This window comes from Methylibium sp. (assembly GCF_965279545.1).
Lineage (GTDB): Bacteria > Pseudomonadota > Gammaproteobacteria > Burkholderiales > Burkholderiaceae_C > Methylibium.
Window position 1 is genome coordinate 1,274,441 of record NZ_OZ257250.1, and the last position, 18,718, is coordinate 1,293,158.

General features: G+C 70.2%; 16 protein-coding genes. 8 read left to right on the plus strand and 8 right to left on the minus strand.

From position 1 onward, the window contains the following. Positions 1–5: 5 nt before the first annotated feature. On the plus strand, positions 6–2,399 hold the full coding sequence (locus tag ACQY9S_RS05935; RefSeq protein ID WP_428423856.1) for a Tex family protein: 2,394 nt from the start codon (positions 6–8) through the stop codon (positions 2,397–2,399). 27 nt (positions 2,400–2,426) lie between these two features. Here the strand turns inward: ACQY9S_RS05935 and mdoH are convergent, their stop codons facing one another. Both mdoH and ACQY9S_RS05945 read right to left on the minus strand, forming a co-directional pair. Then, positions 2,427–4,577 (minus strand): glucans biosynthesis glucosyltransferase MdoH, encoded by a 2,151-nt coding sequence (mdoH, locus tag ACQY9S_RS05940; protein ID WP_428423858.1) that lies wholly within the window; start codon positions 4,575–4,577, stop codon positions 2,427–2,429. A gap of 77 nt (positions 4,578–4,654) precedes the next feature. Further along, positions 4,655–6,226 carry a glucan biosynthesis protein G gene (locus ACQY9S_RS05945; RefSeq protein ID WP_428423860.1) on the minus strand — a complete coding sequence of 524 codons (1,572 nt, stop codon included), beginning with the start codon at positions 6,224–6,226 and terminating at the stop codon, positions 4,655–4,657. A gap of 195 nt (positions 6,227–6,421) precedes the next feature. Between ACQY9S_RS05945 and ACQY9S_RS05950 the strand changes: the two genes are divergently transcribed. The 6 genes from ACQY9S_RS05950 to ACQY9S_RS05975 all read left to right on the plus strand — a co-directional run bounded on the left by ACQY9S_RS05950 (position 6,422) and on the right by ACQY9S_RS05975 (position 10,662). Continuing rightward, positions 6,422–7,531, plus strand: a complete 1,110-nt coding sequence (locus ACQY9S_RS05950) for a phospholipase (RefSeq protein ID WP_428423862.1) — start codon at positions 6,422–6,424, stop codon at positions 7,529–7,531. A gap of 33 nt (positions 7,532–7,564) precedes the next feature. Beyond that, positions 7,565–7,822 carry a DUF1653 domain-containing protein gene (locus ACQY9S_RS05955; protein ID WP_428423863.1) on the plus strand — a complete coding sequence of 86 codons (258 nt, stop codon included), beginning with the start codon at positions 7,565–7,567 and terminating at the stop codon, positions 7,820–7,822. 141 nt (positions 7,823–7,963) lie between these two features. Then, positions 7,964–8,230, plus strand: a complete 267-nt coding sequence (locus ACQY9S_RS05960) for a hypothetical protein (protein WP_428423865.1) — start codon at positions 7,964–7,966, stop codon at positions 8,228–8,230. Positions 8,231–8,305: 75 nt separating this feature from the next. Beyond that, positions 8,306–9,220: an alpha/beta hydrolase gene (locus ACQY9S_RS05965; RefSeq protein ID WP_428423867.1), complete on the plus strand. Its 915-nt coding sequence runs from the start codon at positions 8,306–8,308 to the stop codon at positions 9,218–9,220. Then, positions 9,217–10,080: a YbgC/FadM family acyl-CoA thioesterase gene (locus ACQY9S_RS05970; RefSeq protein ID WP_428423869.1), complete on the plus strand. Its 864-nt coding sequence runs from the start codon at positions 9,217–9,219 to the stop codon at positions 10,078–10,080. The genes ACQY9S_RS05965 and ACQY9S_RS05970 overlap by 4 nt, the downstream gene beginning before the upstream one ends. Positions 10,081–10,155: 75 nt before the next feature. Continuing rightward, positions 10,156–10,662 carry a RidA family protein gene (locus ACQY9S_RS05975; RefSeq protein ID WP_428423871.1) on the plus strand — a complete coding sequence of 169 codons (507 nt, stop codon included), beginning with the start codon at positions 10,156–10,158 and terminating at the stop codon, positions 10,660–10,662. 41 nt (positions 10,663–10,703) lie between these two features. Here the strand turns inward: ACQY9S_RS05975 and ACQY9S_RS05980 are convergent, their stop codons facing one another. From ACQY9S_RS05980 to dapC, 6 genes are read right to left on the minus strand one after another with little or no spacing between them, the layout of a single operon-like run. Next, positions 10,704–12,764 carry an ABC-F family ATP-binding cassette domain-containing protein gene (locus ACQY9S_RS05980; protein ID WP_428423873.1) on the minus strand — a complete coding sequence of 687 codons (2,061 nt, stop codon included), beginning with the start codon at positions 12,762–12,764 and terminating at the stop codon, positions 10,704–10,706. Beyond that, complete coding sequence (gene prmB / locus ACQY9S_RS05985; RefSeq protein WP_428423875.1) at positions 12,761–13,624, minus strand: 50S ribosomal protein L3 N(5)-glutamine methyltransferase; 864 nt, start codon at positions 13,622–13,624, stop codon at positions 12,761–12,763. The genes ACQY9S_RS05980 and prmB overlap by 4 nt, the downstream gene beginning before the upstream one ends. Further along, the gene (gene dapE / locus ACQY9S_RS05990; RefSeq protein ID WP_428423877.1) at positions 13,621–14,781 is read right to left on the minus strand and encodes a succinyl-diaminopimelate desuccinylase; all 1,161 of its coding nucleotides are present in this window, start codon (positions 14,779–14,781) and stop codon (positions 13,621–13,623) included. The genes prmB and dapE overlap by 4 nt, the downstream gene beginning before the upstream one ends. A 13-nt stretch (positions 14,782–14,794) precedes the next feature. Beyond that, positions 14,795–15,973 (minus strand): PilT/PilU family type 4a pilus ATPase, encoded by a 1,179-nt coding sequence (locus tag ACQY9S_RS05995; RefSeq protein WP_428423879.1) that lies wholly within the window; start codon positions 15,971–15,973, stop codon positions 14,795–14,797. Between the two features lie 50 nt (positions 15,974–16,023). Then, on the minus strand, positions 16,024–16,851 hold the full coding sequence (gene dapD / locus ACQY9S_RS06000) for a 2,3,4,5-tetrahydropyridine-2,6-dicarboxylate N-succinyltransferase (protein ID WP_428423881.1): 828 nt from the start codon (positions 16,849–16,851) through the stop codon (positions 16,024–16,026). Between the two features lie 5 nt (positions 16,852–16,856). Beyond that, on the minus strand, positions 16,857–18,059 hold the full coding sequence (gene dapC / locus ACQY9S_RS06005; RefSeq protein ID WP_428423883.1) for a succinyldiaminopimelate transaminase: 1,203 nt from the start codon (positions 18,057–18,059) through the stop codon (positions 16,857–16,859). A gap of 83 nt (positions 18,060–18,142) precedes the next feature. On the opposite strand from dapC, the gene ACQY9S_RS06010 reads away from it, so the two are divergent. After that, a complete protein-coding gene (locus tag ACQY9S_RS06010) occupies positions 18,143–18,622 on the plus strand; it encodes a MarR family winged helix-turn-helix transcriptional regulator (protein WP_428423884.1) in 480 nt (159 codons plus the stop codon). The last annotated feature ends 96 nt before the right edge of the window (positions 18,623–18,718 follow it).

Genomic DNA, 18,718 nt, shown 5'->3' on the forward strand with positions numbered 1-18,718 from the left:
AGCCTGTGGACAAGATCCTGCTGCAAATCGCCGCCGAACTGAAGGTTCGGCCGGCCCAAGTGAACGCCGCCGTCGAGTTGCTCGACAGTGGCGCCACGGTGCCTTTCATTGCCCGCTACCGCAAGGAAGCGACCGACAACCTCGACGACATCCAGCTGCGCGAGCTCGAGGCCCGGCTGGGCTATCTGCGCGAGCTGGAGGAGCGCCGGGCCGCCGTGCTCAAGAGCATCGCCGAGCAGGGCAAGCTCACGCCCGAACTGCAGGCCGCGCTCGAGGCGGCACCCACCAAGCAGGAGCTCGAAGACCTCTACCTGCCCTACAAGCCCCGGCGCCGCACCAAGGGGATGATCGCGCGCGAGGCCGGCATCGAGCCGCTGGCCGAGCGGCTGTTCGCCGACCCGACGCTGGACCCGCAGGCCGAAGCAGCGGCCTTCATGGCCGCCTGCGAAGATGGCGCGGCGGCACTGGCAGCGGCCGGATTCGCCGATGCCGCTGCGGTGCTCGACGGCGTGCGCGACATCCTGTCCGAGCGCTGGGCCGAGGACGCCGTGCTGGTGCAGTCGCTGCGCGGCTGGCTGTGGGAGGAAGGCGTGCTCCGCTCGAAGCTGATGGACGGCAAGAACGAACAGGACGCGGAGATCGCGAAGTTCCGCGACTACTTCGACTACGGCGAGCCGATCCGCACCGTGCCTTCCCACCGCGCGCTTGCGGTGTTTCGTGGCCGCACGCTGGAGATCCTGGACGCGAAGCTCGTGCTCGACGAGGAGGCGGTGCCGGGCAAGCCCTCGCTCGCCGAGGGGCGCATCGCGATCCACCTCGGTTGGAGCCATGCCAGGCGGCCGGCCGACGAGCTGATCCGCAAGAGCATCACCTGGACCTGGAAGGTCAAGCTCAGCCTCAGCCTGGAGCGCGATTTGTTCACGCGCCTGCGCGAGGATGCGGAGAAGGTCGCGATCAAGGTGTTTGCCGAGAACCTGCGCGACCTGTTGCTGGCGGCCCCGGCCGGCAAGCGCGTCGTGATGGGCCTCGATCCGGGCATCCGCACCGGCGTGAAGGTGGCCGTGGTCAGCGACACTGGCAAGGTGCTCGACACCGCCACGGTCTATCCGCACGAGCCCAGGCGCGACTGGGAGGGCGCACTCCACACGCTGGGACGCCTTGCCGCGACGCACGGCGTCAACCTGATCGCGATCGGCAACGGCACCGCGAGCCGCGAGACCGACAAGCTGGCCGCGGACCTGATCAAGCGCATCCAGCAGCTGGCGGCTTCGTCCGGGGTCGATGCGCGCATTGAAAAGGTCGTGGTCAGCGAAGCCGGCGCCTCGGTCTACTCGGCCTCGGAGTTCGCGAGCAAGGAACTGCCGGACCTCGACGTCAGCCTGCGCGGCGCGGTCTCGATCGCGCGCCGCCTGCAGGACCCGCTGGCCGAGCTGGTGAAGATCGACCCGAAGAGCATCGGCGTCGGCCAGTACCAGCACGACGTGAACCAGAGCGAGCTGGCGCGCACGCTGCATACCGTGGTCGAGGACTGCGTCAACGCCGTGGGCGTGGACCTGAACACCGCATCGGCGCCGCTGCTGTCGCGCGTGTCGGGGTTGTCGGGCGCGGTCGCGGCCGCCGTCGTGCGCTGGCGCGACGCCAACGGCGCCTTCCGCAACCGCCGCCAGCTGCGCGAGGTTGCCGGCCTGGGCGACAAGACCTTCGAGCAGGCGGCGGGCTTCCTGCGCATCCGCGACGGCGACAACCCGCTCGACCAGTCGGGGGTCCACCCCGAGACCTATCCGGTGGTGGAGAAGATCATCGCGACCGTCGGCCGGCCGATCGGCGAGCTGGTCGGCAACAGCGACGTGATCCGCAAGCTGCGGCCCGAGGCCTACGCCGACGAGCGCTTCGGCGCGATCACGGTGAAGGACATCCTGGCCGAGCTCGAGAAGCCGGGCCGCGATCCGCGGCCGGATTTCAAGGTGGCGCGCTTCAACGACGGTGTCGACGACATCAAGGACCTGCAGGCGGGCATGACGCTGGAGGGCACGGTGAGCAACGTCGCCCAGTTCGGTGCCTTCGTGGATCTCGGCGTCCACCAGGACGGGCTGGTGCACGTGAGCCAGCTCGCGAACAAGTTCGTCAACGACGCGCGCGAGATCGTGAAGACCGGCGACATCGTCAAGGTCAAGGTGCTCGAGGTCGACCTGGCCCGCGGCCGCATCTCGTTGACGATGAAGCTCGATGCCAGCGTGGCGCGGGGCTGCGACGGGCGTGGCGAGGGCAGCGAGAACGGCTGGCGGCCGGCAGCGCGGGACGAACGTGCCCGCAGTGCGCCGCCGCGCAGCAGCCCGGCCCAGCCCGCGGCTGGCGGGGCGATGGCCGCCGCCTTCGCGAAGCTGCAGACGCGGCGCTGAGGTCGAGACCGCAGCCGCGCCGCGCCGTCAGGTGCGCGTCGCGCTGCGCTGTACGGGGTAGCGCACGCCGTCGGCCGGCAACGTCGTCGATACCCGTCTGAGCGGCAGCTGACGGAGCACGCGCGGTGCTGCCGACGGGCTCGACGCCTGCATCACGATGCGTATCGCGGCCAGGTCGCTGTGGGACAGTCCGCCGGTGGCCACCGTCTGCGGCAATACCGCGACGCCGGTGGCCACCGCCAGGCCGATCGTGGCGAGCGCCCGGCGTTGCCAACCGGCCGCGCCGCCCGCGAGCACCACGCCGTGCCCGGTGTGGGCCGGCGCCGGCACGCTGATCGGGCGCAGACCGGCGTATCGCCACGCGGCCTGCAGCACCGCCGGTGCCCGCGTCTCTTCGGGAATCAGCAGCCAGCCACGCCGGCGCCACGCCTGCCCGAACTCGCTGCGGCTGGTCATCACGGCCAGCGGCACCGCCAGCATCAGCGGCAGCGCCAGCGGCAGGACGCGCCAGGCTTCGCCGGGCTGGCCGGCGAGCCACCAGGCGGTGGCGGCAGCGACGATCGTGCCGGTCACGCCGAAACGGCCGACCGCCTCGCGCCAGCCCACGGCCGTGGTTTCACGCGAGGGCGATTTCCAGTTCAGCTTGAGCCCCGTCAGCGCGCCCAGCACGAAGATCGAGTGGGCCACCATGCGCACCGGCGCCTGCAGCGCCGACATCAGCGCTTCGAGCAGGGCGCTAACGACCAGCATCTGGCGCCCGCCGTAGCCCGCTTCCTGCCGGCGCTGGAACACCAGCAGCACCGCCAGCACCCGCGGCAGCAGCAGCAGCGCGAGCGTCGCACCCCACAGCAGCAGCTGCGCGAGCGGCAGCCCGGCACCGTCGGTGGCCGCCTGCAGCCCGTCGCCGGCCAGCCATGGCAGCACGCCGAGCAGCACGAAGGCCAGCCAGATGGGGGAGGCCACATAGGACATCGCACCGGTCACGAACATCGCCCGGTGCACGCCGGCGAAGCCCGGCTCGGCCACCAGCCGCGCGTTCTGCAGATTGCCCTGGCACCAGCGGCGGTCGCGCGTCAGCTCGTCGATCAGGTGCGGCGGCGCCTGCTCGTAACTGCCGTCGAGCTCGGGCAACAGCCAGACTTCGTAGCCGGCGCGGCGCATCAGCGCCGCCTCGACGAAGTCGTGCGACAGGATCTCGCCGCTCAGGCCGCCGCGGCCCGGCAGCTTGGCCAGCGCGCAGTGCTTCATGAAGGGCTCGACGCGCAGGATCGCGTTGTGGCCCCAGTAGTGCGACTCGCCGAGCTGCCAGTAGCGCAGGCCGGCCGTGAACAGCGGGCCGGTCACGCGGCCGGAGAACTGCTGCAGGCGGGCGTGCAGCGAGTCATGGCCGCAGGAGCGCGGCGCGGTCTGGATGATGCCGGCCTTGGGCTGTGCCTCCATCAGCCGCACCAGGGTCAGCAGGGCTTCGCCGCTCATCACGCTGTCGGCGTCGAGCACCACCATGTAGCGGTAGGCGCGGCCCCAGCGGCGGCAGAAGTCGGCCACGTTGCCGGCCTTGCGCTTGGTGCGACGCTGGCGCCAGCGGTAGAAGATGCGGCTGCTGTCGTAGCCGTCGGCCGCCAGCGCATCGCGCAGGCCGCGCCAGGCGGCCAGCTCGGCGTCGCGCAGGGCGAGGTCGCCGGTGTCCGACAGCATGTAGACGTCGAAGCGGTCGAAGGAGCCGGCGCGCGACAACGACTCGACGGTGGCGCGCAGGCCGGCCACGACGGTGGCGATGTCCTCGTTGCAGATCGGCATGACGATGGCCGTGCGCGCGTCTTCGGCGATCGGGTGGGCGGCCACGGCCTCGGGCGTCATGGCGTGGCGGTCGCCGCGGCGCAGGCTCACGTAGCCCATCACGGCGGTCACGCAGCCGGCCGCCACCCAGGCGAACAGCAGCGCGAACAAGGCCGTCTGCAGCAGGGCCCACGGGCCGGTGTTGCCGGGGCCGGATGCACTGTCGAGCACCGCGGTGGCCAGGCCGGCGCTGCCCATCACCAGCGCAAGCAGCAGGCGCCGGCGCTCGCCCGCCGCGGCGAGCCACGGGGGCACTGCATGGCTTGCTGCACCCCCCCGGCCCGGTGCCGTGAACAGGCGACCCAGGCCAGCCAGCATCCCGGTCCAGGGCACCGGCGTCATGCTGCCGCGACGGACCGGGGGCGCTGTTTCGGTGCGCTCCGGCGTGGGGCGTGAAGCGGTCGGGAGGGATGTGGTGTTCATTCCGGGGGCAGGGCGTAGGTCCATGTTTCGGTGAGCACGTTGGCGCCGTCCTTCAAGAGAGCTCGCAGCTCGAGTGGCTGCTGGGCATCGAGACGCTGAACCTTCAGGTTCAGCCGCCATCCCTTGGTGGCCGGGTTGCGGTAGACGTTCGCTAGCAAGACGCGTGCGTTGTCACTCGATGTGACAAACGCCTGGGGAGCGGCTGCGGCGGACAGCGCGTCGAGCGCACCGCCGGCGTAGTCGATGTGGAACTGCAACTCGCCGGCCTGAGGCTTTTCGAGGCCGCGGCCCAGGCGCGACTGCAGCACCCGGCCGTGCGGCGGCTGCTGCTGCGCCTGGCCCTGCCAGTGCATCGTGTAGGCCAGTGCGAGCGGCTGGCCCGCCGCCGGCAGCTGCGCTGGCACCCAGTAGGCCACGACGTTGTCGTTGGTCTCGTCGGGCGTGTGGAACTGCATCAGCTCGACGCGTCCCGGCCCCCAGTCGCCCTGCGGCCTGATCCACACGCTCGGGCGGTGGTCGTAACGGGCCTCGGGGTCTTCGTAGCTGGCGAAGGCACGGTCGCGCTGCATCAGGCCGAAGCCGCGCAGCCGCTGCACCGCGAAGCTGGTCGTGAACGGCCGGGGCGGGTTCAGCAGGGGGCGCCAGAGCCATTCGCCATCGCCGGTTTCGATCTGCAGACCGTCGGCGTCGTGCACCTCGGGCCGGAAGTCGCCCAGCGCCTGCAGCGGCTGAGGCTGGTTCTCGCCGCCGAGGAACATGCTGGTCAGCGGGGCGATGCCCAGCGTCGTGACCGCACCGCGCAGGTAGAGCTTCGCCTGCACCGAGATCTCGGTGGCGCTGCCCGGTTGGAGCACGAAGCGGTAGGCGCCGGTGATCCGAGGGCCGTTGAGCAAGGCATAGACCGTCAGCGTTCGCGCGCCGCGGACGGGCCGTTCGATCCAGAACGCCTCGAAGGCGGGGAACTCCTCGCCGGTGCCGCCGACCGTGTCGATCGCCACGCCGCGGGCCGACGTGCCGTAGTGCTGGTCGGCGCCGACCGCGCGCAGATAGCTGGCGCCCAGGAAGACGATGAACTCGTCCTTGTAGCCCGGCCGGTTGAGCGCATAGTGCACGCGAAAACCGGCCACCTCGGCATGGACCTGACCGGCGACGGCCGGGGCGGCGGCACCGTAGTCGAAGGCGCTGGTCGGCACGAGCAAGGGCTGCTCGCGGCCCTGGACCAGTTCGTTCACCCGCACCGCACGGGTGTAGCCGCCACCGACGTGGAAGAACTGCAACTCGAACGGCAGTCCGGCCTTACGCCACCACGCAGCCTGCGGTCGGAAGCGGATGGCGCGGTAGTCGTCGTAGCCCAGCGCGGCGAGCCGGGAGTTCGTGCTCGTCTCGGGCGCGCGATATGGCGTGGCGGCCAGCGCGCGGGCGCGTTCGGCGAGCGTGTCGAGGTCGAAGGCCGCATGCGCCTTGCCGCCGACCCACAGGCCCGCGGCGGCAAAGCCCATCAGCAATGACCGCGCCCAGGAGCCGGTCGCGGCGTGACGAGAGGGGCAGGACGCAGAAAGAGAGCTCACCTTGCTTTTGTCGATCTTGAGTATTGGTGCGGTGCGGCAGGATTGTTGCGCGGAGTGCCCCGACCTTGCAGTTCCCAGGCTCGACTTCTTGTCAGCACATGTTCGCGACACGTTCCCAGCCGCACCATCGGCCGCGGCCTGCTTCGCCTGTAGGCCGGCGCCTACACGGTGAACACCCCCGGGTAGTATCGGCCGATGCCGACACCCGCCTTGCGCGTCTATGCAGGCCGCAGCGCCCGTGCCCATCTGGCGGAGCACGGTCTGCGGCCTCGGGACGTGCGGGTCATCGCTGGCGCCGCCGGCGGGCCGAAAGGGCTGGTGCTGGGCGCGCTGGATCGCTACCTGTTCGGCCACTGGCTGCCGGGCAGCCGCCAGACCATCCACCTGGCCGGCGCCTCGATCGGTGCATGGCGCATGGCGACGGCGGCACTCGCCGACCCGTGTGCCGGATTCGAGCGGCTGACGCGCGACTACATCGGCCAGAGCTACCAGCTCGAACCGGGCCGCACGCTGCCGACGGCCGCCCAGGTGAGCCGCGAGTTCGAGCAGGAACTGCGCGACTTCTTCGACGGTCAGGTCGACGCGCTGCTGGCCCACCCGCGCTACCGTCTGCACATCGTCACGTCGCGCGGGCGCCACGTGCTCGGGCGCGAGGGCGCGGTGCGCACGCCGCTGGGCTACGCCGGTGCGCTGCTGAGCAATGCGCTCAGCCGCCGCACGCTCGGCGCCTGGCTCGAGCGAGTGGTGTTCTCGGCGCCCGGCGAAGTCTTGCCGGTCGACCTGAGCGACCTGCGCCACCGGCAGGTTCAGCTGACTGCGGAGAACTTCCGGCCGGCGCTGCTCGCCTCGTGTTCGATCCCGTTCGCGCTGAAGGCGGTACACGACATCCCCGGTGCGCCCCCCGGGGCCTACTGGGACGGCGGCATCACCGACTACCACCTGCACTGGAACTACCCGTCGATCAACCGTGCCGCGACGGCGGGAGAAGATGCCGCGATGGGGCTGGTCGTCTACCCGCATTTCCAGAAGGCGGTGGTGCCCGGCTGGCTCGACAAGGCTCTGCGGCACCGCCACCGCACGACGCCTTTTCTCGACAACGTGGTCGTGCTGGCGCCCGACCCGGCCTGGGTGCGCACGCTGCCCAACGGCAAGCTGCCCGACCGCAGCGATTTCAAGCACTACGCCACCGACCTGGCCGGGCGCATGGCGGTGTGGCGGCGCGCGGTGAGCGAGAGCGAGCGGCTGGCCGACGAACTGGCCACGGCGGTGGCCGCCGGGCCGGGCCTCGCCGTCGAGCCGCTCTGACGCTGCCGGGGCGTGGAGCGCCACAATCGCGACATGCCCCTGAACGACCCGCTGCCTGCCTTGCCCGAGATAGTGCGGGGCACTTATGTCCACTACAAGGGGGCGCGCTACGAAGTCCTCGGCGTCGTGCGGCACAGCGAAACGCTGGAGCCGCTGGTGCTCTACCGGCCGCTGTACGGTGAACGCGGCCTGTGGGTGCGGCCGTTCTCGATGTTCACCGAGACGTTGACGGTCGACGGTGCGCTGCGTCCGCGCTTCGCCTTCGAGCATGGCGGTACCGCGATCGACTGAAGCTCGCCCGAGGACGGGCGGGGCCGGTCGACGGCTTGATGCGGCCGCTGTCCTGTCTTTACCTGCCAGCAATCAACGCAGTCGGCCGCGTCGCGTTGTCTGAAGGGTGCGTCCCTGTTCGGGCCGCTCAGGAGAACGTCGATGCCGAGCCCTCGTCTGTTGTTGCGCCACGCCAGGTTCGCGGTGCTGCTGGCGCCTGCCTTGCTGGGCGGCTGCTATGTCGTACCGGTCGTGCCGGTTCCACGACCGGTCTATGGTCCGGGCTATCACAGGCCGTACCCAGGGCCCTACTACCGAGGCTATTACCGCGTCGGCGAGGCATTGCCCTTTGCGACGACCGCGGCGGCAGACGGCAGCGCTGCGGGAGCACAGCCGACTCACATCGAGGTGGCCAGCATCTCGCGGTAGTTTCGGCGGCTGCCGGTATGCTCGCGCTCGATGTACGCCGCTCTTCAGCCGCCCCAGCACGGGCTGACCCCCACGATGCGCGACGTGCTCGATCGCATGCGCCGTGCCGGCCGCCCGCCGTTGCACACGCTGAGCGTCGGCGATGCGCGCGAGGCCTACCGCGCCGGCGCCGAGATCCTCGACCTGCCGCGTGCCGCGCTGGAGCGGGTCGAAGACCTGCAACTTCCCGCCCGCGACGGCTGCCGCATGCCGGCGCGCCTGTACGCGCCGAGCCGGGCCCGCCTGCCGGTGCTGCTGTACCTGCATGGCGGGGGCTTCACGATCGGCAACCTCGACACCCATGACAGCCTGTGTCGTCAGCTCGCGCTGCAAGGGGACGCGGCGGTGCTCTCCCTGGACTACCGGCTCGCACCGGAGCACCGCTTTCCGGCCGCGGTCGACGATGCCTGGGATGCCCTGCAGTGGCTGGCGCGCGAGGGCAGTGCGGCGCTGGGCCTCGACGCCACCCGCCTCGCGATCGGCGGCGACAGCGCCGGCGGCACCCTGTCCGCGGTGTGCGCACTGCTCGCGCGCGACGCCCGGCTGCCGCTGGCGCTGCAACTGCTGTTCTACCCGGGCACGGCGGCCCGCCAGGACAGCGATTCGCACCGCCGCTTTGCCGAAGGCGTGCTGCTCGCACGGCCGCTGATCGACTGGTTCTTCGGCCACTACATCCCGCCCGGGCAACGCGAGGACTGGCGTTTCGCGCCACTGCTCGCGCCCGATCACGCCGGGGTGGCGCCGGCCTGGATTGGCCTGGCGGAATGCGACCCGCTGGTCGACGAAGGCATCGCCTACGGCGATGTGCTGCGGGCCGCGGGCGTGCCGGTGCAGCTGGAGCTGTGGCGCGGCGTGGTCCACGATTTCATCAAGATGGGGCGGGTCGTGCCCGAGGCACGGATCGCACATGCCGCCGCCGGCCGGGCCCTGAAGGAGGCCTTCTCACCATGACGCTCCAGCGCAGCGATTTCCGCCACCTTCACGCACTGAGGGTGCGCTGGGCCGAGGTGGACATGCAGCAGATCGTGTTCAACGCCCACTACCTGATGTACTTCGACACGGCGCTGGCCGACTACTGGCGTGCGCTGGCCTTGCCCTATGTCGAGTCGATGCAGCACTTCGGCGGCGACCTGTACCTGCGCAAGGCGACGCTGGACTATCAGGCTTCGGCCCGCTACGACGACGTGCTCGACATCGGCATCCGCTGCACCCGCATCCGCAGCTCGTCGCTGCTGTTCCACGGCGTGGTGCTGCGCGGCAAGGAACTGCTGGTCAGCGGCGAGCTGGTCTATGTGTTCGCCGACCCGGCCACGCAGACCAGCCGGCCGGTGCCGGCACCGCTGCGCGCGATGCTGGAGGGCTTCGAGGCCGGCCAGGTCATGCTCGAGGTCCGCACCGGCGACTGGGCGACACTGGGCGAGCCGGCGCGTTCGATCCGCTCCGAGGTCTTCGTCGAGGAGCAGCGCATCCCGGCCGCCATGGAATGGGACGAGGCTGACGCCGGTGCCATGCATGCGGTGGCCTACAACCGCATCGGTGTCCCGCTGGCGACCGGCCGGCTGGTGGTGCAGGCGCCCGGCGTGGCCCGCATCGGCCGCATGGCGGTGCGCCGGCCGCTGCGCGGCGGCCGGGCAGGGCGCTCGGTGCTGGAGGCGCTGATCGCGCTGGCCGCCCGGCGCGGCGACCGCGAGATCGTGCTCAGTGCCCAGCTCTCGGCCGTGCCTTTCTACGCCCGCGCCGGCTTCACGCAGCGCGGGCCGGGCTTCGACGATGCGGGCATTCCGCATGTCGAGATGCGCCGCAGCCTGTAGCGCGCCGGCATCGCCGGCGCTTGGTGCGGCCGGCAGCGCGAGGCATCATGCCGGAATGATGACGAGGCAGCCCCGATGAGCACCGCAAGCGACGCACTGTTCAAGAAACTGGCCAACGATCTGGGCGTGGAGTTCTCCGAGGAGATCCGCGCGGTGCCGCACTACGAGGTGTCGGTCGAGCATGACGGCATCCTGTACGTCAGCGGCCAGATCCCGCGCATCCGCGGCGCTGTCGCGGTGGCCGGGCGGGTCGGCGCGGAAATCTCGCGCGAGGAGGCCCGCCACGCGGCTCGCATCTGCGTCGTGAAGGCACTGGCCATCGTGCGCCAGGCCGCCGGCGGCGACTTGAGCCGGGTGAAACAGATCCTGCGCATGACGGTCTACGTGCAGAGCGCGCCGAACTTCACCGAGCACAGCGAGGTGGCCGACGCCGCCTCCGACATCCTCTACACGGTGTTCCAGCCCGGCGGCGGACACACCCGCACCACGGTCGGCGTGGCCCAGCTGCCCAAGAACGCGGCGGTCGAGATCGACATGATCGTCGCGCTGGGCGACCGCGAGGCGGGCAGCAGCACGTTCTGAGCGGCCGGGGTCGGCCGTGCCCTGTCGGGCGGCGGCGCGGCTCAGGCGGTGGCGCTCAGCGCCTCGATGGCTTCACCCAGTTCCAGCCAGCGGGTCTCGAAGGTCTCGATCTGCTCGCTGAGCAGCTTCAGTCGCTTGCCGCGCTCGGCGCGTTCGGCCGCACTCAAAGACGGGTCGGCCAGGCTGGCCGCCAGCGTATCGCGCTCCGGTACCGCAGTGGCCAGCCGCGCCTCGAGCTTGCCGAACTCCGCCTTCAGCGGTCGGGCCTGCTCGGCCGCCCGCTGGCGCGCCTGGGCCTGCGCCTTGCGGTCCTCGCGACGGTCCACGGGCTCGTCGGCCTTCGATGGCTTCGCGGGGGCTTCGACCAAGGCGGGCGCCGCCACCGCGCCCCGCGCCGCCTGGGCATAGGCGCGCGCCTGCTCGCGCGACTGCTCCAGCAGCCAGCGCTGGTAGTCGTCGAGGTCGCCGTCGAACTCGCGCACACCGCCGGCGGTGACGAGCCAGAACTCGTCGCAGACCTCGCGCAGCAGCGCGCGGTCGTGGCTGACCAGCATGACCGTGCCCTCGAACTCGTTGAGCGCCATCGACAGCGCCTCGCGCGTGGTGAGGTCGAGGTGGTTGGTCGGTTCGTCGAGCAGCAGCAGGTTGGGGCGCTGCCAGACGATCATCGCCAGCACCAGGCGCGCCTTCTCGCCGCCGCTGAGCGAGCCGACGGGCTGGTGGACCATGTCGCCGGTGAAGCGGAACTGGCCCAGGAAATTGCGCAATTCCTGCTCGCGCGCGCCCGGCGAGACCTGCTTGGCCAGCCGGATCATGTGCTCCATCGGGCCGCTGTCGGGCGTCAGCACGTCCATCTCCTGCTGCGCGAAATAGCCGATCGCCAGGCCCTTGCCCTCGGTGACGCTGCCGCCCAGCGCCGGCAGCGCGCGCGCCAGCGTCTTCACCAGCGTCGACTTGCCCTGGCCGTTGGCGCCGAGGATGCCGATGCGCTGGCCCGGCATGACCGAGCGGTTGATGTCGCGCACGATCACGATCGGCCGGCCGCCAGCCTCTGCGGCTCCGGCGCCGGGCCGCCCCAGGCCGGAGCCGCCCCCCGCGGGGGGTGCGTCGCCGACTTCGGCGACCGGGGGCGCCATGTAGCCGCATTCCATGTCGCGCATCGCGAGCATCGGGTTGGGCAAGTTCTCGGGTTCGCGGAACTCGAAGCTGAAGTCGGCCGAGGTCAGCACCGGCGCGATCTTCTCCATGCGCTCCAGCGCCTTCACGCGGCTCTGCGCCTGCTTGGCCTTGCTGGCCTTGGCCTTGAAGCGGTCGATGAAGCGCTGCAGCTGCGCCACCTTGTCCTGCTGGCGGCCGAACGCGGCCTGCTGCTGGCTCATGCGCTCGGCGCGCATCATCTCGAAGGCGCTGTAGTTGCCGCCGTAGCGCATGAGCTGGGCTTCGTCGAGGTGGACTGTGACCTTGGTGATGGCGTCGAGGAACTCGCGGTCGTGGCTGATGACCAGCATCGTGCCCTCGTAACGCTGCAGCCAGGCCTCCAGCCAGACCAGGGCGTCGAGGTCGAGGTGGTTGGTGGGTTCGTCGAGCAGCAGCAGGTCGCTCGGGCACATCAGCGCGCGCGCGAGCTGCAGCCGCATGCGCCAGCCGCCGGAGAAGCTGTTGACCGGCGCGTCGAGCTGCGCGCTCTTGAAGCCCAGGCCCAGCATCAGCGCCTGGGCACGCGGCGAGGCGTCGAAGGCGCCGACCTCGGCCAGCAGGCCGTGCGCCTCGCCGATGGCATTGCCGTCGTCGGCCGCCTCGGCGGCGGCCAGCGCGGCCTGCGCCTCCATCAGGCGGGTGTCGCCTTCCAGCACGAAGGCGGTGGCCGGCTGGTCGGTCTCTGGCATGTTCTGCGCCACCTCGGCCATGCGCCAGCGCGGCGGGATCGAGAAGTCGCCGGCGTCGGCCTGCAGCCGGTGGGTCAGCAAGGCGAACAGCGAGGACTTGCCGGCGCCGTTGCGGCCGACCAGGCCGACCTTCTCGCCGGGGTTCAGCGTGAGGCTGGTGGCTTGCAGCACGATCTTCGGGCCGCGGCGCAGGGTGAGATTCTTGAGAACGATCATTGCAGGAGGGACGCTAGTGTCAACAGCAGCACCTGGTCGTGGCCGGCGCTGGTCTCGAGCCAGACGGCTTCGAGGGTGGGGAAGGCGTGCCCGAAGTGATCACGCTCGTTGCCGATCTCGAGCACCAGCACGGCATCCTCGGTCATGTGCCGCGGCGCGTCTTGCAGCAGCTTGCGCACGAAGTCCATGCCGTCGACGCCGCCGGCCAGCGCCAGCGCGGGCTCGGCCTGGTACTCGGCCGGCAGGGCCGCCATCGCGCCGGCATTGACATAGGGCGGGTTGCACAGGATCAGGTCGTAGGGCCCGCGCACCTGCTCCAGGCCGTCGGAGCGCAGCAGCGTGATGCGCTCGCCGAGGCGGTGCCGGTCGACATTGATCTTCGCCACCTCGAGCGCGTCCCCGCAGAGGTCGCTGCCGTCGACCTGCACCTCGGGCCAGGCCATCGCCGCCAGCACCGCGAGGCTGCCGTTGCCGGTGCACAGGTCGAGCACGCGGCGCGTGTGGGGTGCCAGCCAGGGGTCGATGCTGCCATCGGCCAGCAGTTCGGCGATGAAGCTGCGCGGCACGATGGTCCGCTCGTCGACATAGAAGGCCACGCCCTGCAGCCAGGCCTGCTTGGTCAGGTAGGCGGCCGGCAGGCGTTGGCGGATGCGCCGGTCGATCAGCGCGTCGACCACCAGCCGCTCGCTGGCGGAGACCGCTCGCTCGGCGTGCTCGTCGAGCCCGTCCAGCGGCAGGTCCAATGCCCATTGCACCAGCCAGGCGGCCTCGTCGAAGGCATTGCCCGTGCCATGCCCAAACGAAACGCCCGCTCCTTGCAAGCGGGCGGCGTGGGTTTCGATCAGCTCGATCAGCGTCATGCGACCAGGCGCTCCAGCGTCTTGCGGTAGATCCCGGTCAGCGGCTCGATGTCGGCCACGGCGACATGCTCGTCGATCTGGTGGATGCTGGCGTTCACCGGCCCGCACTCGACCACCTGCGGGCAGATCGTCGCGATGAAGCGGCCGTCCGAGGTGCCGCCGGTGGTCGACAGCTCCGTGCTGCGGCCGGTCACCTCGCGGATCGCATCGCTCAGCGCCACCGTCAGGCTGCCGGCCCGGGTCAGGAAGGGCCGCCCGCCGAGCGTCCAGTCCAGCGCGTACTCGAGGCCATGGCGGTCGAGCAGGGCGGCGAGGCGCTGCTGCAGCGACTCGGGCGTCGATTCGGTCGAGAAGCGGAAATTGAAATCGACCACCGCCTCGCCGGGGATCACGTTGCTCGCGCCGGTGCCGGCGTGCAGGCTCGATACCTGCCAACTGGTCGGCGGGAAGTGCTCGTTGCCGCTGTCCCACTGAACCTGCGCCAGTTCGGCCAGCGCCGGGGCCAGCAGGTGGATCGGGTTCTTCGCGAGGTGGGGGTAGGCGATGTGGCCCTGCACACCCCTGACGACGAGCCGGCCCGACAGCGAGCCGCGGCGGCCGTTCTTGATCATGTCGCCGACTGCCTGCACCGAGGTCGGCTCGCCGATGATGCAGGCGTCGAGCCGCTGGCCGCGCTGCTGCAGCCAGCGCACCACCTGGGTCGTGCCATCGAGCGCCGGACCTTCCTCGTCGCTCGTGATCAGCAGTGCGATCGAGCCTTGGTGCCGCGGATGGGCGGCCACGAAGGCCTCGATCGCGACCACCATGCAGGCGATCGAGGTCTTCATGTCGGCCGCGCCGCGACCATAGAGCCGGCCGTCGCGGTGAGTCGGCACGAAGGGATCGCTGGTCCATCGGTCGAGCGGGCCGGTGGGCACGACGTCGGTGTGGCCGGCAAAGGCGAGCGTGAAGCCGCCGTCGGCGCTGCCGCGCCGGATGGCCCACAGGTTGGTGACTCGAAAGTCCGCCGGGCCGCTCGCGATCGTGTGGCAGTCGAAGCCCAGCGCTGCGAGCCGCTGCCCGATCAGCGCCTGGCAACCGGCATCTTCGGGTGTGACGGAACGGCGCGCGATCAGCTGCTCGGCCAGGGCCAGCGCCTTCGGGGGCAGGGCACTCATCCGCGAGCGCGACTCACTGCGCGCCGAAGGTCGTGCGGCGCTCGTCGTGCCGCACGTCCAGCGTGATGTCGGTGAAGGACGGGCCTTCGTCCTTTTCTTCCTTCTTCGGGATCAGCTTGGACTGCGAGGGGCTGTCGTTCTGCAAGCGCCACATCAGGTTGGTCGGCGAATCGGCAAAGCTCAGCCCTTCGTCGCGGGTGATGACGCCGTCGTTGATCAGGCGGGCGAGCTCCTGCTCGAAGGTCTGCGAGCCTTCGGCGAGCGACTGCTCCATGGCCCCCTTGACGCCGGCGAAATCGCCCTGCGCCATCAGGTCGGCGACCAGCTTGGTGTTCAGCAGCACCTCGACCGCCGGCACCCGGCCGCCCAGGGTCGAGCGGACCAGCCGCTGCGAGACCACCGCCTTCAGCGCCGAGGACAGGTCGCCCAGCAAGGCCGGTCGCGCCTCGGGCGTGTAGAAGCTCAGGATGCGGCCCAGCGCGTGGTAGCTGTTGTTCGCATGCAGCGTCGACACCACCAGGTGTCCCGACAGCGCGTAGGAGATCGCCGCTGTCATCGTCTCGCGGTCGCGGATTTCGCCGATCAGGATGCAGTCCGGGGCCTGGCGCAGCGCGTTCTTCAGGCCGATCTGCAGCGACTGCGTGTCGCGCCCGACCTCGCGCTGGTTGACGATCGCCTTCTTGTTGGTGAACAGGAACTCGATCGGGTCTTCGATGGTCAGGATGTGGCCGGCGAGGTTGCGGTTGCGGTGCTCCAGCATCGCTGCGAGCGTGGTGCTCTTGCCGGTGCCGGTGGCACCGGCCAGCAGGATCAGGCCGCGCTTCTCGAGGATCAGCGTGTTCAGGATCGGGGGCAGCTTCAGCGAATCGAGCGTCGGGATCTCGACCGGAATGCAGCGGAACACGGCAGCGAGCGAGCCGCGCTGGCGAAAGGCGCTGAGCCGGAAGCTGCCGACCCCCGGAAGGCCGATGCCCATGTTCAGTTCGCCGAGCTCCTCGAGCTCCTCGAGCTGCTTGGGGGTGAGCAGTTCGGCCAGCAGCTGGCGCGGCTGTTCGGGCGTGAGCGACTGGTCGGACAGCTGCAGCAACTGGCCGTTGATCTTGATCTGGATCGGCGCGTTGGCCGTGAGATAGACGTCCGAGGCCCGCTTCTCGGCCATCATCCGCAACACCCGCTCCATGTTCCCGCTCATCGCACCGACCCTTCGCGTTGGTTGCTCTTGTCGCTGCGTCCGGCAGCCGCTCAGGCGCCGCGCAGCAGTTCGTTGATGCTGGTCTTGGCGCGCGTCTGCGCGTCGACCTTCTTCACGATCACCGCACAGTACAACGAGTACTTGCCGTCCGCGCTGGGCAAATTACCGGAAACGACGACCGAGCCGGCCGGCACGCGGCCGTAACTCACCTCGCCGGTCGCGCGGTCGTAGATCTTGGTGCTCTGGCCGATGTAGACGCCCATGCTGATCACGGAGTTCTCCTCGACGATCACGCCTTCCACCACTTCGGAGCGGGCACCGATGAAGCAGTTGTCCTCGATGATCGTCGGATTGGCCTGCAGCGGCTCGAGCACGCCGCCGATGCCGACGCCACCCGACAGGTGCACGTTCTTGCCGATCTGCGCGCAGGAGCCGACGGTGGCCCAGGTGTCGACCATGGTGTTCTCGTCGACATAGGCGCCGATGTTCACGTAGCTCGGCATCAGCACCGCGCCCTTGGCGATGAAACTGCCGCGCCGCGCCACGGCGGGCGGCACCACGCGCACCCCGGTGGCGCGCATGGCGGCCTCGTCGAGATGAGCGAACTTGGTCGGAACCTTGTCGAAGAAGCCCAGGTCGCCGGCCCGCATGATCTTGTTGTCGGTGAGCCGGAAGCTCAGCAGCACGGCCTTCTTGATCCACTGGTTCACCTGCCACTGACCGACGCTCAGCCGCTCGGCCACGCGCAGGCGGCCCTTGTTCAGGTCGGAGATGACCTCTTCGACCGCCTCGCGCACTTCGGGGGCGTTGGCCGCGGTGATGCTGGCGCGGGCTTCCCACGCGGCGTCGATGGTCGATTGCAGTTGGGTATGGGACATGGAGGTCAGCTGGACTGGAGGAAGGAAACGATGCGTTCAGCGGCTTCGACGCATTCGTCGACACCGGCCACGAGCGCCATGCGGATGCGGCCTTGGCCAGGGTTCACCCCCCGCGATTCGCGGGCCAGGTAACTGCCGGGCAACACCGTGACATTGTATTGAGCGAGCAGCTCACGGGCGAAGCGGGTGTCGCTGCCACCGCACGCCGCCGCCGGCAACCGGGCCCACAGGTAGAAACCTGCGTCGGGCAGTGCCACGTCCAGCACGGCGGCGAGCATCGGGGTCACCCGCTCGAACTTCTGGCGATAGAGGGCGCGATTCGCCTCGACATGGGCCTCGTCGCCCCAGGCGGCCATGCTGGCGCGCTGCACCGCGGGGCCCATCGCGGCGCCATGGTAGGTCCGGTAGAGCAGGAAGGCCTTCAGGATCTCGGCGTCGCCGGCCACGAAGCCCGAGCGCAGGCCGGGCACGTTGCTGCGCTTGGACAGGCTGGTGAATGCGATCAGGCGCCGGAAGTCGCCACGCCCCAGCGCCTGGGCCGCCTGCAAGCTGCCGAGCGGCGGTTCGTTGCGGAAATAGATCTCCGAGTAGCACTCGTCGGACGCGATCACGAAGCCGTGGCGATCGGACAGCTCGAACAGCCGCTGCCATTCGTCGAGCGGCATCACCGCACCGGTCGGGTTGCCCGGCGAGCAGACGTAGAGCAGCTGTGTGCGGGACCACGTGGCCTCGTCGATGGCCGACCAGTCGATCGCGAAATTGCGTGCCGGGTCGCTGTTGGCGAACACGGTGCTCGCGCCGGCCAGCAGCGCTGCGCCTTCGTAGATCTGATAGAACGGATTCGGACAGACCACCGTGGCATCGGGCCGGCTGCCATCGACGACGGTCTGCGCCAGCGCGAACAGCGCCTCACGGGAGCCGTTCACCGGCAGCAACTGCGTCGCCGGATCGAGCGTCACACCGTAGCGCCGCCGCACCCAGGCCGCGCAGGCCTCGCGCAGCGCCGGCTCGCCGGCCGTGGCCGGGTAGCTGGCCAGGCCGTCCAGCGCGGCGGTGAGCGCCTCGCGGATGAACGAGGGGGTCGGGTGCTTGGGCTCGCCGATGCCCAGGCTGATGGGCCGCAGGGCCGGGTTCGGCGTCGCGCCGCGGGTCAGTTCACGCAGCCGCTCGAAGGGATAGGGTTGCAGGCGCGACAGCAAGGGGTTCATGGCGCCGGATTATCCCTGGGGCCCCGAGCCTGAGTGCCTTGTTGGTTTGTGTGCAAAATGCTTGCAGACAAACCAAGCTTCGCATGAGCCAACCGCGCCGATCCCTCACGCCCGTCCCGGCCGATGCCTCGGACCTGGCCCTCGACAGCCAGCTCTGCTTCGCGCTGTATTCCACGTCGCTGGCCATGACCAAGGTGTACCGGCCGCTGCTCGCACGCATCGGCCTGACCTACCCGCAGTACGTCGTGCTGCTCGCGCTGTGGGAATGCGACGGCCTCAACATCGGCGAGCTCGGCGAGCGCGTCTCGCTCGACTCGGGCACCCTGACGCCCTTGCTCAAGCGCATGCAGGCGCTGGGCCTGATCGAGCGCACCCGCAGCGCCGCCGACGAACGCCAGGTGCTGATCACGCTGACCCGCTCGGGCCGCGACCTGAGCCACGCCGCCACCGCCATCCACGAACAGGTGGCGTGCGCGACGGCCTGCTCCAACCGTGAAATCCAAGCGCTCACGCAAGCCTTGCAGGACCTGCGCCTGGCGTTGCTGGCGCACGCCGATGGCTGACCACCGGCGCTGCCGCGCTCACAGGAATCGGAACCCGTGTTTTGACCAGAAACCCGACGTCACCCACAAGCCGCCTTCGGCGGCGTCAGGTCCGTC